13 protein-coding genes and 2 tRNA genes are annotated in these 13,610 nt (G+C 44.2%); 7 read left to right on the plus strand and 8 right to left on the minus strand.

Annotated features, from left to right (window positions below):
- The first annotated feature begins 52 nt into the window (after window positions 1-52).
- Together O3620_RS04490 and O3620_RS04495 are read left to right on the plus strand one after the other, a co-directional pair.
- Window positions 53-126, plus strand: a tRNA-Arg gene (locus tag O3620_RS04490).
- 46 nt (window positions 127-172) lie between these two features.
- Window positions 173-246 (plus strand) — tRNA-Pro (locus O3620_RS04495).
- Window positions 247-614: 368 nt separating this feature from the next.
- On the opposite strand, the gene O3620_RS04500 is transcribed toward O3620_RS04495, so the two are convergent.
- The 4 genes from O3620_RS04500 to O3620_RS04515 all read right to left on the minus strand — a co-directional run bounded on the left by O3620_RS04500 (window position 615) and on the right by O3620_RS04515 (window position 3,259).
- On the minus strand, window positions 615-932 hold the full coding sequence (locus O3620_RS04500; RefSeq protein WP_002905830.1) for a DUF960 domain-containing protein: 318 nt from the start codon (window positions 930-932) through the stop codon (window positions 615-617).
- A 127-nt stretch (window positions 933-1,059) separates the two neighbouring features.
- Complete coding sequence (locus O3620_RS04505; RefSeq protein WP_002896978.1) at window positions 1,060-1,593, minus strand: DUF402 domain-containing protein; 534 nt, start codon at window positions 1,591-1,593, stop codon at window positions 1,060-1,062.
- Window positions 1,594-1,679: 86 nt separating this feature from the next.
- Window positions 1,680-2,456, minus strand: coding sequence for a recombination regulator RecX (gene recX / locus O3620_RS04510; protein ID WP_002918394.1), 777 nt, complete (start codon window positions 2,454-2,456; stop codon window positions 1,680-1,682).
- Between the two features lie 26 nt (window positions 2,457-2,482).
- The gene (locus O3620_RS04515) at window positions 2,483-3,259 is read right to left on the minus strand and encodes an aminoglycoside 3'-phosphotransferase (protein ID WP_002918396.1); all 777 of its coding nucleotides are present in this window, start codon (window positions 3,257-3,259) and stop codon (window positions 2,483-2,485) included.
- A 55-nt stretch (window positions 3,260-3,314) separates the two neighbouring features.
- On the opposite strand from O3620_RS04515, the gene rlmD reads away from it, so the two are divergent.
- Window positions 3,315-4,685: a 23S rRNA (uracil(1939)-C(5))-methyltransferase RlmD gene (rlmD, locus tag O3620_RS04520; protein ID WP_002918398.1), complete on the plus strand. Its 1,371-nt coding sequence runs from the start codon at window positions 3,315-3,317 to the stop codon at window positions 4,683-4,685.
- Between the two features lie 185 nt (window positions 4,686-4,870).
- Here rlmD and O3620_RS04525 read toward each other — a convergent pair whose 3' ends face one another.
- From O3620_RS04525 to O3620_RS04540, 4 genes are all read right to left on the minus strand, one after another.
- Complete coding sequence (locus O3620_RS04525) at window positions 4,871-5,575, minus strand: MIP/aquaporin family protein (protein ID WP_048772879.1); 705 nt, start codon at window positions 5,573-5,575, stop codon at window positions 4,871-4,873.
- Between the two features lie 67 nt (window positions 5,576-5,642).
- Window positions 5,643-7,469 (minus strand): type 1 glycerol-3-phosphate oxidase, encoded by a 1,827-nt coding sequence (gene glpO / locus O3620_RS04530; protein ID WP_002918401.1) that lies wholly within the window; start codon window positions 7,467-7,469, stop codon window positions 5,643-5,645.
- 67 nt (window positions 7,470-7,536) lie between these two features.
- Entirely contained in the window at window positions 7,537-9,045 is a 1,509-nt protein-coding gene (glpK, locus tag O3620_RS04535; RefSeq protein ID WP_004190493.1) for a glycerol kinase GlpK, read from the minus strand.
- A gap of 157 nt (window positions 9,046-9,202) precedes the next feature.
- Window positions 9,203-10,630: a helix-turn-helix domain-containing protein gene (locus O3620_RS04540; protein WP_371601481.1), complete on the minus strand. Its 1,428-nt coding sequence runs from the start codon at window positions 10,628-10,630 to the stop codon at window positions 9,203-9,205.
- A gap of 251 nt (window positions 10,631-10,881) precedes the next feature.
- Here O3620_RS04540 and O3620_RS04545 point away from each other — a divergent pair, with 251 nt between their 5' ends.
- The 4 genes from O3620_RS04545 to O3620_RS04560 all read left to right on the plus strand — a co-directional run bounded on the left by O3620_RS04545 (window position 10,882) and on the right by O3620_RS04560 (window position 13,584).
- Window positions 10,882-11,112 (plus strand): DUF1858 domain-containing protein, encoded by a 231-nt coding sequence (locus O3620_RS04545; RefSeq protein WP_002894544.1) that lies wholly within the window; start codon window positions 10,882-10,884, stop codon window positions 11,110-11,112.
- Between the two features lie 2 nt (window positions 11,113-11,114).
- Complete coding sequence (locus O3620_RS04550) at window positions 11,115-12,476, plus strand: DUF438 domain-containing protein (protein WP_002918406.1); 1,362 nt, start codon at window positions 11,115-11,117, stop codon at window positions 12,474-12,476.
- Between the two features lie 26 nt (window positions 12,477-12,502).
- Window positions 12,503-12,757: a DUF1912 family protein gene (locus O3620_RS04555; protein ID WP_002918408.1), complete on the plus strand. Its 255-nt coding sequence runs from the start codon at window positions 12,503-12,505 to the stop codon at window positions 12,755-12,757.
- A 260-nt stretch (window positions 12,758-13,017) separates the two neighbouring features.
- The gene (locus O3620_RS04560; protein WP_080558631.1) at window positions 13,018-13,584 is read left to right on the plus strand and encodes a GNAT family N-acetyltransferase; all 567 of its coding nucleotides are present in this window, start codon (window positions 13,018-13,020) and stop codon (window positions 13,582-13,584) included.
- Window positions 13,585-13,610: the final 26 nt, after the last annotated feature.

Here is a 13,610-nt window from a genome sequence, read left to right on the forward strand (position 1 = left end):
TAGTTTGATTTTTTCTGAAGTTTTGCTATAATGGATTTAATATGAATAGTGAGCACCCTTAGCTCAACTGGATAGAGTACCTGACTACGAATCAGGCGGTTAGAGGTTCGACTCCTCTAGGGTGCATTTGGAAGCGAAGTCTTAGGGCTCCGTTTTTAGATTGTTTAAACACCGGGAAGTAGCTCAGCTTGGTAGAGTACTTGGTTTGGGACCAAGGTGTCGCAGGTTCGAATCCTGTCTTCCCGACTAAATAACATTGAAGATGGATATACTGATCTATCTTTTTTGTTTTTAAGAAAACTATTTTGTTCGGTATCCATTACTTCGCTAACGTATGTTGTTATTAAGCTTTCTTAGTTATATTTGGATTTAATAAGGATAGAATCTTTTAGAACTTCTGGTCTGATCCTTTTGTATAATCCTATTTGAAAGCATGGGATTTGATTATTCAACTAGATTTAGTTTGATTTTAAAGTCTAGTGTTCTGGGAGTTTAGTCTGTATCAAGCTGCTCAAATGTACTTTTCATTTGAGATGAGTAATATTAAAGATAAAAACCTCTGATAGCAGTGTTTGTTGCTTTCAGAGGTTTTTATATGTGCTGAGTTTGATTTACTACATCAAAGAGTATTCGTCAGATAGCATAATGGTTTCTTTACCCTTGTTATCAACGATGTAGACTTTTCTGGGAAAGAAAGGGTCAAATTGGTAGTTTAAATCAAATGAAATAATAGTGTTGAAGTTTTTTTGTGAGAATCGTAGAGATACTCTTCCTTGGCTATTGATGATTTCAAACTTGAGGACTGGGCGAAGTTCGAAGACTCCTTTGAGATTGTTATCAATAACGTACCAGAATGAGTCTATAATTTCTTCAGGGAGGCTCGTCATGATGCCAAAGCTGGCATATCGGCCGAGAGTATTTGTAAATGCCATGGGAGACTCCTTTCTTACGGTCTGGATTTTCTTATATGATACCCGAAAATGCTTGAGATTGCAAGAATTTGACCTCTGGTGAGGGCGAATTAGATAAAAGAAAAAGAGCTTTCGCTCTTTGACAACTTTATCGATTCTTTAGTTCAACATAACGTTTGTACCAAATATTGACATAAGCATCTGAAAATGGACCTCTTCCGTTGTTAATCCAATCAACTAGGATTTTGACATTTTCTTTGAGAATGAAATCCAAATCATCAGAATAGTGCATCTGTTTTTTGTGACGTTCATATTCTTCTACATCCAACAGGCGTTTTTCACCATCAGCAAAGACTTTGACGTCTAAATCATAGTCAATGTATTTTAGAGCTTCATTATCCAGATAGTAAGGACTGGCTAGGTTGCAGTAGTATGAAGTTCCATTGTCTCGAATCATGGCAATGATATTAAACCAATATTTTTTATGAAAATAGACAATGGCAGGTTCACGTGTTACCCAACGTCGGCCATCACTTTCTGTTACCAGTGTGTGGTCATTAACGCCAATAATGGCGTTTTCTGTTGTCTTTAGTACCATGGTATCTCGCCAGGTGCGGTGAAGATTCCCATCATGCTTATAACTTTGAATTGTAATAAAGTCGCCTTCTTTTGGAAGTTTCATAACTTACCAACTTTCTACAATTTATAAGTTTATCTTCTTTATTGTAACATATTTTCATAGAAATGCATAAGTTTTCATAGAAAATCTTAAAGATATTCTCTCAGAGCGCTAGCGATGTCGGAGAAATCATAGCCTTTGCGAGCTAGAGCTTGGGTCAGACGCTGTTTTAAGTCATAGCCGTTGTACTTTTTTGAGTACTTGCGGTATTGCTTGTCTAGCTCTTTATAGAGAAGCTCTTGCTGGTTTTCTTGGTCTTCTTCGATTTCCAAATGCTGATAGGCGGTTTTGGCTTGGCTGTATGAAAAACCTTTGTTTATCAAGGATTGAAGTATTTTATCTTGTAAGGCCTTGCTGGGCAGTTTTCCTTGGTATTTTTTGAGCAGCTTTTCGGCAATCTTGTCTGTTAGTTCAGTGAAATCAAACCGGCTCAATTCTTCCTCTATGATAGTGCTAGAAATCCCTTTTTGACTGAGTTTTTGCTTGAGAACAAAAGCGCCTTTGTCACCAGTGAGAAGGTTGGATTGGATAAAAGAATGAGCATATTTTCTATCATTAATCCAATTATCCTTTTTTAGATTGTCTAGGACCTGGCTGATGGTTTCTGGTTGGATGTCGTGCTGCGTTAAGTAGTCTTTAACTTCCTTAGTAGTTCTTTGCTTGAAGGAGAGATGATAGAGGGCTAGGTTTTTTCCGTAAGAAAATTGGGCATAGTCTTGAATTTCTGATAGTTCCTGCTCTGTGATTTCCATTCCTTTGGACAGCATGAAGCGGACGATGGTGTCTTCTGTAATATAGAGCTTTTCACTGTCGTCCAACTCCAAGAGGTAGAGTCTTTTTTTCTTTTCGATTTTTGTGATTTTCATAAGAGATTTTGGTAGAATCCTGTCTTTTAGCCAAATGCTTCAAAGGCAGCAATCAAGCGCAGTTTGTCTGTATCAACATTCTTCCTGCCATAGTAGTCAAGAAAGAGCTCTGCATATTGAGGGTCAGATAAATTATAAGTAAGAGACCAGATCGCCCAGTAAAGATCAATGTGGCGATCGCTAAGGCCAGCGAGGCCAACATCAATAAAGCAGGAGAAGGTTGCTGCGTCTTTCAGAATGAAATTGGGCAAGCAGGCATCTCCGTGGATCAAGGCGTCCGCCGTCAGTAGACCTCCCTGCTCTTGGATAAGCTGGTATGCTTCTTCTCGACTTGAGATGTGAAATTGAGGCAGCAAGGCTTTTTGATAAAAGCAACCTTTCCGATAATTTTCCTCTGCTTGCTCTTTGTAGTGTTGAAGGCGATGCTGGATTGGGAAATGCTGGGGTTGGATGCTGTGAAGTTTTTTGAGTGCGGCAGCCATCGTTTGGCAAAGTTCTTCTTGCTGTTGGAGAAAGGCTAGGGCGTCCTTACCCTTGGCCTCTTTAGTCAGCAGGTAGTCTTTATCTGCTGCTAGGTAGTGGATGACAGGTACACCGAGTCCTTGCTTTTCAAACCATTTGGCAAGTGTGGCTTCTTGGGCTAACTGTCCTTTTTGGTCGATTTTCAAATAATAGCCCGTATCAGCATAGAAAACACTGGCTGCAGAATGTGAGGAGCTGTCGTAAAAGTTGGCCCCCTCTAGATAAGTTCGTATTTGCTCAGGGAAATGGGCTAGTGGAAGGGATATTTTTTCTGCTTTCATACTTTTATTGTAACATATTCTCAACTAATGCGAGGCAGCGTGGTATAATAGAAGCATGAATGTAAAAGTGAAGCAAAGAATTCCTTTGAAAATTAAGAAAATGGGGATTAATGGTGAAGGGATTGGATTTTATAAGAAAACACTGGTCTTTGTGCCAGGGGCTTTGAAAGGTGAGGAAGTTTACTGTCAGGTGACTAAGGTTCAGCGTAATTTCATCGAGGCCAAGCTCTTGACTATCAACAAGCGCTCGAAATTTCGGGTGGAAGCGCCTTGTGAGATTTATGATAGCTGTGGGGGCTGTCAAATCATGCACCTCCATTATGACAAGCAGTTGGAGTTTAAGGAGGATTTGCTGCGTCAGGCCTTGAAAAAATTTGCGCCAGCTGGTTATGAGAACTATGAGATTCGTCCGACCATCGGTATGCAGGAGCCGCTCTATTATAGGGCCAAGTTGCAGTTTCAGACTCGAAAATTTAAGGATGAGGTCAAAGCAGGGCTCTATGCCCAGAATTCCCACTATCTGGTCTCGCTGAAAAATTGTCTGGTTCAGGACAAGGTAACGCAAAAGATCATCAATAAGGTGGCTAGGCTTTTAGGCAAGTATAGGCTGCCAATCTATGATGAGAGGAAGACTGCCGGAGTGCGTACCGTTATGATTCGCAGAGCCAGAAAGACAGGTCAGGTGCAGATGATTTTTGTGACAGGCCGCAAACTGGACTTTTCTCCAGTCGTTCGAGATCTAGTGGCTGAATTTCCTGAGTTGGAAACAGTGGCGGTCAATTATCATACGAGCAAGTCCAGTGAGATTTATGGGGATAAGACAGAGATTATCTGGGGTGAGGAGGCTATCCAAGAAGGAGTGCTGGACTATGAGTTCTCTTTGTCGCCTCGAGCTTTCTATCAGCTCAACCCTGAGCAGACAGAGGTGCTCTACGGGGAGGCGGTTAAGGCGCTGGATGTGACGAAAGAAGATCATTTGATTGATGCCTATTGCGGAGTGGGGACCATCGGCTTTGCCTTTGCTAAAAGAGTCAAGTCTCTGAGGGGCATGGACATCATCCCTGAGGCCATTGAAGACGCTAAACGCAATGCGAAACGCATGGGCTTTGGCAATACACTCTATGAGGCTGGAACGGCAGAGGAAATTATTCCTCGCTGGTATGCTGAGGGCTATCGGGCGGATGCCTTGATTGTCGATCCGCCACGAACTGGTCTGGACGATAAGCTGCTGGAGACAATTGTCCGCTATGCACCTGAGAAGATGGTCTACGTTTCCTGCAATGTCTCAACTCTGGCTCGGGATTTAGTCAAGCTCTCTCAGGTCTACGATGTTCACTATATCCAGTCGGTTGATATGTTTTCGCATACCGCTCGGACCGAGGCAGTGGTGAAATTATCCAAGCGAGATAGCTCTCGTTCGAGTTAATCGTAAGCAGCTCGCAAGAGCTGACAAAATCATTCTAAAAAGGACTTAGTTTTCTTGTAATACAGAGCTAAGCCTTTTCTTTTGTCAAAATCGCAATGGTTTTATAGGGAGATCAGTTTCCGCCTAATCAATTAGTCACAAAAAGAGAACACTCGTCAAGTGTTCTCTAATGGCAATCAGTTATATTAGAATAAACCGAAGACTAGGACTGCAAGGACGGCACCAATAATTGGTCCGACAACTGGAATCCAAGCATAGCTCCAATCGCCATTTCCTTTATTTGGAATCGGAAGAAGACTGTGCATGATGCGAGGACCTAAGTCACGAGCTGGGTTTAGGGCATAACCTGTTGTTCCACCAAGCGAGAGACCAATTCCGACAATTAGTGTTCCAACTGCAAAAGTGCCAATGCCTGCTTGCAGCTTATAAAGTCCAAGAGCGAAGATAGTCAGTACAAGAACAAAAGTTCCAAGGATTTCACTAATCAGGTTAGAGAAGGTATCTTTGATAGCTGGGCCTGTGCTAAATGTACCCAGGACGTTAGCCGGATTTTCTTCAGCTAAATAGTGAGGTTTGAACTGCAGGAAGACGAGGAATTGTCCGACCATAGCACCTGCAAACTGAGCGAGGATATACGGAAGAACAGATGCCCAAGGCAAATCACCTTTCAGAGCTACTCCGATAGTTAGGGCAGGGTTCAGATGGGCTGGGCCAAGGTTGCCAGATACAAAAGCAGCAATGGCAACGGCAATCCCCCATCCCATGGTAATCACAATCCAACCTGAATTGTGACTCTTGGTTTTGGGAAGAACCACACCTGCAACTACACCATTTCCTAGAAGGAGCAAGAGCAGTGTTCCTAAAAATTCGCCAAATATTTCTTTCATCATTTATGTTACTCCATTTAAAAGAAGGGGTGGCAGACAGTTCTTGGTCTACCGCCTTTTCTCGTATTTTCTATTTTTTTAATTCTTCTAAATCGTTATTTGCAAGGGCAGCTTGAACATCATTGCGATAAGCTGCTTTTTCTTCTTCTGTCCAGTCGTAGAATCGTCCCATTTCATCCAGAACAGGCTCTACAATAGCATCTAAGCTATCCCGCATAAAGAGCATGTGGTTTGTCCGACGAAGCAAGAAGTCAACAGGGCTCAGAGCCAACTCATTGCGCATTGCATAATGCAGTGACAAGGTATCCGCTAGGCTGAGACCTGGTGCTTGTTCGATGCTGTGAGCGAGGGCAAAGACTTTAGGAGCATTGGAACCGTAAAGGTTTGCAAGATAGAAGGCTTCTTTGCTGTCTAAACCGCGTGAGACACCAAGTTGAGCAAAAGCTTCGATTTCGGAATCCACATTTGCTGGATTGAGCTCTCCGCCTGAAACAGGGTAGGTCTTCGAGTTGATGAGCTTGAAGCTGCGGTCAAATTCTGCTTTGAGGATTTCAACCACACGCTCCATAGCGCCTTCAGCCATCTTACGATAGTCTGTGATTTTACCGCCAGCAAGGGTCAAGAGGCCATTGTTATCACGTTCCAAGCTGGAACCGCGGGACACAGCAGATGGATCCAAGTGTTTTTCAGAAGTGCTGCTTTCGAGTTGCGTAACAGCCGCCTCGACATCCTCACGGGATTTTTCTTTAGCCAAATAGCTTTCAACGGTCGCAATCAGTGCATTGAAGCTTTCGTCGCTAATGGTACCGTTGTTTCCGCCATTGTAGTCAGAAGCGCTGTTTCCTGCAATCAGAGGACGAAGACCCGCCCAGCTGCTTTCGATATCGTCAATCGTGATGTTTGCTTCTGGGAAGCGATTATTGACAATGCCCAAGAGGTAATCCACATCTTCTTGTGTTACTTTTGGATGCTCTAGGTCGCCAGTGTAGTCAGTATCAGTCGTACCAAAGTAGGTTTTATTTTCACGTGGAAGAACAAAGACCATCCGGCCGTCTCCCAAGCCTGTGTCAAAGTAGACTGGCTGAGAAACCTTGATCTTGCTAGAGTCAACTACCAAGTGAACTCCCTTGGTTGGACGCATTTGTGAGTATTGCTCACCGTCATTTGATAGATTGCGCACCTTATCGCTCCAAGGTCCAGTTGTGTTGATGACCAAGCGAGCCTTGATTTCAAAGACTTCATCCGTCAAGAGGTCACGCGCAACAACGCCTGTAATCTTTCCAGATTCATCAAATAGGAAGCCTTCTGCCTTGACATGGTTGGCAATCAGGGCACCGTCTTGGTTGGCGCGTTTGATATTTTCAATCACGAGACGTGCGTCGTTGTTGCGGAAGTCAAGATAGACACCGCCGCCGACTAAGCCCTCCTTCTTGAGTTCAGGTTCCCGTTCTAAGACTTCTTCCTTGCTCAGGACCTTGTTGGCAGCAGGAGTGTTGTTAACACCGGCCAAGAGGTCGTAGAGGTCCATAGCTACTTTGAGACGGAAGAGGCTGAAGGTAGCGCCCTCTTCTTCATAGACAGGAAGCAGCATAGGATCTGGTTTTGGAATATGAGGGGCAATTTGCTGAACGACAGCACGCTCAGAAACTGTATCTGAGACCACCTCTACGTCGAATTGCTTGAGGTAACGAAGGCCACCATGGACCAATTTGGTAGAACGGCTAGAAGTCCCTTCTGCAAAGTCCTGCATTTCAATCAGACCGGTCTCCAGTCCACTAGCTGCCGCTTGCAAGGCTACCCCAGCACCGGTAATCCCACCACCGATAATCAGGAGGTCCAAGGTGCGTTCCTGCATTTTTTTTATCGATAATTCACGTGTTTTCTTTGAAAATTCCATAATTACACACTTTCTAACTTAGTCGTTTCCTGCTTCTACTGACTTTTTTATCAAAAATAAATCAGTATCAGTCGTCGATTTCTGCAAAGGCTTGAGTTGCCTTAACGGCTTTTTTCCATCCTTTGTAGAGTTGTTCCTTGCGGGATTCATTCATAGACGGCTCAAAGAGTTCTCCAGTTTCATTGAGAGTGCGGAGTTCGTCTAAGTCTTTCCAGTAGCCTACTGACAGTCCTGCCAAGAAGGCTGCACCGAGAGCAGTTGTTTCTAAGTTTTTAGCACGGGCAATATCGATTCCCAAAATGTCAGCCTGGAACTGCATGAGGAAGTTGTTCATAGCGGCACCGCCGTCGACTTTGAGGACTTGAATAGCAGTCTTGGCATCCACCTGCATAGTATCAATGATGTCGCGTACTTGGTAAGCGATGGATTGCAGAGTAGCCTTGATAAAGTCTTCTTTGCTGGTTCCGCGAGTCAAGCCAAAGACAGATCCACGTGCATTTTGATCCCAGTAGGGAGCGCCCAGACCTGTAAAGGCAGGTACGACATAGACTTCGTCATTGTTATGAGAATCAAGGGCATATTTTTCAGACTCAGGTGAGTTTTCAACCATGCGAAGACCGTCGCGCAGCCATTGAATAGCACTTCCGGCAATGAAGATAGAACCTTCTAAAGCGTAGTAAACCTTGCCATTTATACCGTAGCCGATGGTTGTTAAGAGGTTGTTTTCAGACAACTGCATCTCTTCACCAGTATTCATGATGATGAAAGAACCAGTTCCGTATGTATTCTTAACCATACCAGGCTCAAAAGCTAACTGTCCAAAGAGAGCCGCCTGCTGGTCACCAGCCATACCAGAAATCGGAACTTCTCCTCCGTAGAAATGGAATGGAGCAGTCTTGCCATAGATTTCTGAGTTAGATCGAACTTCCGGAAGCATAGCCTTTGGAATGTTGAGGATTTCCAAAATCTCATCATCCCATTTGAGTTCCTTGATGTTATAGAGCATAGTACGGGCTGCATTTGAGTAGTCGGTCACATGAGCCGCGCCGTCAGTCAATTTCCAAACCAGCCAGGTATCAATGGTACCAAAGAGCAATTCGCCCTTTTCAGCTCTTTCTTGTGCACCCTCTACATGATCCAAAATCCAGCGAACCTTGGTAGCAGAGAAGTAAGCGTCAATAATCAAACCAGTCTTTTCATGGAATTTTTCCACATAGCCTTGGCTTTTCAGCTGTTCAGCCAGAGGAGCGGTCTGGCGAGATTGCCAAACGATAGCATTGTAGATAGGAAGACCAGTATTCTTATCCCAGACGACAGTTGTCTCACGCTGGTTGGTGATCCCAATGGCTTCGATTTGGTTGGGTTTGACTCCACTTTCGATGAAGGCACCAGCGATAACGGACTGTACTGAGTTCCAAATTTCATTGGCATTGTGCTCAACCCATCCAGCTTGAGGGAAAATCTGAGTAAATTCTTTTTGACTGGAGCTAACTTTTTCTCCTTTTTTGTTAAAGATGATGGCGCGGGAACTAGTAGTTCCTTGGTCGATGGCCATGATGTATTTTTCTTGTGACATGAACTGTCCTCCTGGTAAAAATCTTGAGGATGTTTCCTCTACAGTAACTAGTATATAAAATAAAACGCTTTCTTTTTTATCAACTTTTTTTAAATTTTAAAAAAATCTGAGGAGATTGTGCGAAAATCACAAAGAAACCTGGATTTCTCCAAGTTTCTTAATGAAATATCATGTGACGGATTTGAGCCAAATCTTCCAAATCTAAGTCATTTTTTAAATAATAGATGGGAACTTGCTGGGTCTGATGAATAGGATTGTTGGTGATGATGAGGTCATAATTTCTGGTCAGGTCGTAGGATTCAATCGTTATAAAGCGATTGTACTCTAAATAGCGTCTTAAAATGGCCGTCATCCTGGAAACAACGATAAAACTATCTGTCAAATCCATGCCTATCTTGATGACTTGACCGTCGTTTTCAGCAATGTACTCCATCAGCTGGAGCCATTCCCACAACACCTTTTTATCCAGAGATGTTCCCTGCTGGAAAATAGGCAGTTTACTAAAAATAGTGTCTGCCACTTGTCGATAATCGTATTCGCTCCATAAGTAAGGATGGCGCAATTCCAGATTGTGCTTGTATTTGTCTTGCAAGAGATAGCCTTTAAAAAGAAAGGCTCGAGCACAGAGTTGACTGAGTTCGTAGGTCACCTGGTCCTCGATATAGTCACCTAGCAAGTCCTGAGCTTTCATCTCTTGAATCAGTTGCGTAATCAGACTGGCAATTTCACCTCCAAAGCCTAGTATATATTCCATGGTGTGCAGGGGTAAAATCCGATGGGAAAGCAGAAATGAAAAGAAAATCATCATTTCCCCATCTTCTTGTCTCAGGGTGATGTGCTGTCCGGCAAAGAAATCATTTGTCCGGCGATGCAAGCGTTGGTAGAAGATGTTTTCAAAATAGCCCTGCATTTTCTGTTCAATGTTTTGAAATTGACAGGCATTGACTCTTAGGCGCTGTTGGGTGATATGTGCCCAAAGAGCCAAGTCTAATCGCTGTCCTTGAGAGAGCTGGGCTCCACAGAGTTCTTCTAAGACGGCAACTTCCTGCCTTCTTTCTGATTTTTGAAGTTCCTTTTCCCAATCTTGGCTGGACCAGACCTTGCGAAAGAGGCAGAAATAAAAATAGCGGATTTGGTGCTCAGAACCTTTCAAGCGGCCATTTTGGATAGATAGCTCAAACTCTGATAAAATCTGATTTAGCCCAGATATATGGCGGCCGAGGGTTGCTTCACTGATCATGAGTTCTTGGGCTAATTGATGGGCTAAAAACTGCTGATGATAGAGCAGGTAGTTTAAAATCTGGTATTTGACAGCATTGCCCAAAAATAGCCTGCGAATATCCCGTCCCTTGGTATCAGATCCGATGGACAGACTGAGCGTTTCATCCTGAAGCTGGATGGATAAGGCTGCATGATGGTCTCTGGCCTTGTCGTTAATTAGGCTAATGTACTTGGTCAAGGTTGCTTTCGAGAATCCTGTTTCTGACATGATGTCCTTCAAACTGGATGTAGAATGCTGCTGTAAATAAGACAGGACAACAAACTGCCCCGCTTCACTCTTTTCCATTAAGTCTGCAAGATACATACGAAAACCCTCTCAATTCACTAATCTTAGCTTATCACAAAAGGGAAAAAAGACGAAGCAATGTGCTTTATATTTTCTTATCATTGCCTGAGGCAATAATGGAAGGCAGAAGTCTGTCATCATGTCTATCTTAATGTGCTATTCAATTTCTTTTGAACTAACGTAAGAGGTGCCCCCCAGATCTTTTTTGCTTTGAGGCAGATAGCTTTTTTATGGTATAATTGTAGAAAAATGACGATGAAGGAGCAGCTATGGATAATGTGATTGATTTGTCTATCCCAGTGGCAGAAGTGATTGAGAAGCAGCCAGAAGTTTTGGATGTTCTGGTCGAGTTGGGCTTTACGCCTCTGGCCAATCCCGTTATGCGCAATACAGTCGGGCGCGTGGTTTCTATCAAAAAAGGTGCTGGTATGAATGGAATTGACCTGAATAAAATCAAGCAAACTCTGGAATTAAATGGCTATGAAGTGGTGGGGATTTAGGCATGGCTACTGAACGCATTGAAGTCCTCAAGTCTATCTTGCTGGATCTACATAACGGAGCTTCGGCAGAGTCCGTCCAGGAGCTTTTCAACGAGCATTTTGCAGGTGTGTCTGCTATTGAAATCAGCCTGATGGAACATGAGCTAATGAACTCGGATACGGGAGTGACCTTTGAAGACGTCATGTCCCTTTGCAATGTCCATGCCAACCTCTTTAAAGGTGCCATTCAGAATGTAGAGGTGGCTGATACCGATCATCCAGGCCATCCTGTTCAGATCTTTAAGCAGGAAAATCTAGCGCTTCGGGCTGCCCTCATGCGGGTTCGCAGGCTCCTATCTACCTATGAAAGCACAGAAGATGAGGAGCTTCTACCTGAAATCCGCAAGGGACTCCAGCGCCAGCTGGGTTTGGTGGGGCAGTTTGATGTCCACTATCAGCGCAAGGAAGAGCTCATGTTTCCCATCATGGAGAGCTACGGCCACGATTCGCCACCCAAGGTCATGTGGGGGGTAGACGACCAGATTCGAGACCTCTTCCAAGAGGCTAAGATTGCTGCAGAGCAGCTACCAGATACTTCGATTGAAGAAGTCAAGGACAAGTTTGAGACTTTTGCGGCTGAGTTTGAAGCTATGATTTTCAAGGAAGAGTCTATTTTGCTGATGATTCTCTTGGAGTCCTTTACTCAGGATGACTGGCTCAAGATTGCTGAGGAGAGTGATGCTTATGGCTATGCTATCATCAAGCCAACGGAGAAATGGATTCCTGCGCGGCACTCATTCTCAGACGAGGAAGCTGGGGATGCTGCTGATGAAGGAAGCGAAGCGCCAGCCAGTAGAGAACAGACAAGTGATGGCAGATTTGAGCAGGTCATTGATACGCCGGATGGTCAGGTCACTATTTCCTTTAAGCCCAAGGAAAAGAAGGAGCAAGCCTTTAATCGGGACTCCCAGCAGCCTTTTGGTCATGGCTATCTGTCGGTGGCGGAGGCCAATCTGATTTTGGACCATCTGCCCATGGAGATTACCTTTGTCAATAAGGAGGATATTTTCCAATATTATAATGACAGTGTGCCGGCAGACGAGATGATTTTCAAGCGGACGCCTTCCCAGATAGGGCGCAATGTCGAGCTCTGTCACCCGCCCAAGTTTTTGGATAAGGTACGGCGGATTTTCAAGGCTCTGCGCGAGGGAGAGCGGGACAAGTTTGAGATGTGGTTCAAGTCGGAATCGCGGGGCAAGTTTGTCCATGTGACCTATGCCGCGGTGCGGGATGAGGCCGGTGAATTTCAAGGGGTGCTGGAGTATGTACAGGACATTCAGCCATTCCGTGACATTGACAGTGATTTTTACCGAGATTTGGACTAGGTATTTGCAGTTAGAAAGTGAGAAAAATGAGCTACGAACAGGAATTTTTACAAGACTTTGAAGCTTGGGTCAAGACCCAAGTCATGATTAACGAGATGGCCCTAAAGGAGAGTCAGGCGGTCTACGAGGCTGACCAAGACGAACGGGCTAAGGAAGCGGCCATTCGTTATGAAAGTCGTCTAGATGCCTACCAGTTCCTTTTAGGGAAATTCGCCAACTATCAGGCGGGCAAGGGATTTCATGACCTGCCAGACAGACTTTTGGGTGAGAGAAATTATTGATTTTTCGCTGGAAAGGTGATAGAATAGGTTCATCAGAGGTGTTTTGAGTCAAGCATTTTACAGAAAGTGGCGGTGCTGAGAAGTCCACAAGTGTGTCAAAACTGGTTGCTGATGAATGAAAATGAAATATTATTGTCTTTTTATTTTAAAGACTAAAGTTGCGGGCATCTGCCCGAAATTGGGTGGTACCGCGGATAAACACATTCGTCCCTGTCATGTAGATGACAGGGACGATTTTTTATAGAAAGCGAGGGAGAAAGATGGAGCAGGTACGATTACCAGAACGACTGGAAACGGAACGGCTAGTGTTACGAGTCCGCACCGTGGCTAATGCTGAGGATATCTTTGACTATGCCAGTCGGCCAGAAGTCTCCTATCCAGCAGGCTTTCCGCCCGTCAAGACCTTAGAAGATGAGATTTATTATCTAGAGCATATTTTGCCCGAGCGCAATCAAAAGCAAAATCTCCCCGCAGGCTATGGAATTGTTGTCAAAGGGACGGATAAAGTCATTGGTTCCGTTGATTTCAACCATCGGCACGAAGACGATGTGCTTGAGATTGGCTATATCTTGCACCCAGACTACTGGGGGCGAGGCTATGTTCCAGAAGCAGCGCGTGCCTTGATTGACCTAGCTTTTAAAGATTTGGGTCTTCACAAGATTGAGCTGACCTGCTTTGGCTACAATGTCCAAAGTCAACGAGTCGCGGAAAAATTAGGCTTTACCCTCGAAGCTCGCATTCGAGACCGCAAAGATGCCCAAGGCAATCGCTGTGACAGTTTGATATATGGCTTGCTGAGGAGTAAGTGGGAGGTTAGAAGTTGCTAGTTGAACCGTTCGAAAATTTCGAACAG

This window comes from Streptococcus sp. 27098_8_134, from assembly GCF_041431675.1.
Taxonomy (GTDB): Bacteria; Bacillota; Bacilli; order Lactobacillales; family Streptococcaceae; genus Streptococcus; species Streptococcus sanguinis_R.

What these genes read in the sequence shown, in the direction of transcription:
- O3620_RS04505 (WP_002896978.1), bottom strand. Translation starts at nt 1,593, where the DNA reads ATGAAACTTCCAAAAGAAGGCGACTTTATTACAATTCAAAGTTATAAG.
- glpK (WP_004190493.1), bottom strand. Translation starts at nt 9,045, where the DNA reads ATGTCACAAGAAAAATACATCATGGCCATCGACCAAGGAACTACTAGT.
- O3620_RS04515 (WP_002918396.1), bottom strand. Translation starts at nt 3,259, where the DNA reads ATGAAAGCAGAAAAAATATCCCTTCCACTAGCCCATTTCCCTGAGCAA.
- O3620_RS04560 (WP_080558631.1), top strand. Translation starts at nt 13,018, where the DNA reads ATGGAGCAGGTACGATTACCAGAACGACTGGAAACGGAACGGCTAGTG.
- O3620_RS04545 (WP_002894544.1), top strand. Translation starts at nt 10,882, where the DNA reads ATGGATAATGTGATTGATTTGTCTATCCCAGTGGCAGAAGTGATTGAG.
- glpO (WP_002918401.1), bottom strand. Translation starts at nt 7,469, where the DNA reads ATGGAATTTTCAAAGAAAACACGTGAATTATCGATAAAAAAAATGCAG.
- O3620_RS04555 (WP_002918408.1), top strand. Translation starts at nt 12,503, where the DNA reads ATGAGCTACGAACAGGAATTTTTACAAGACTTTGAAGCTTGGGTCAAG.
- O3620_RS04500 (WP_002905830.1), bottom strand. Translation starts at nt 932, where the DNA reads ATGGCATTTACAAATACTCTCGGCCGATATGCCAGCTTTGGCATCATG.
- O3620_RS04550 (WP_002918406.1), top strand. Translation starts at nt 11,115, where the DNA reads ATGGCTACTGAACGCATTGAAGTCCTCAAGTCTATCTTGCTGGATCTA.
- rlmD (WP_002918398.1), top strand. Translation starts at nt 3,315, where the DNA reads ATGAATGTAAAAGTGAAGCAAAGAATTCCTTTGAAAATTAAGAAAATG.
- O3620_RS04525 (WP_048772879.1), bottom strand. Translation starts at nt 5,575, where the DNA reads ATGATGAAAGAAATATTTGGCGAATTTTTAGGAACACTGCTCTTGCTC.
- recX (WP_002918394.1), bottom strand. Translation starts at nt 2,456, where the DNA reads ATGAAAATCACAAAAATCGAAAAGAAAAAAAGACTCTACCTCTTGGAG.
- O3620_RS04540 (WP_371601481.1), bottom strand. Translation starts at nt 10,630, where the DNA reads ATGTATCTTGCAGACTTAATGGAAAAGAGTGAAGCGGGGCAGTTTGTT.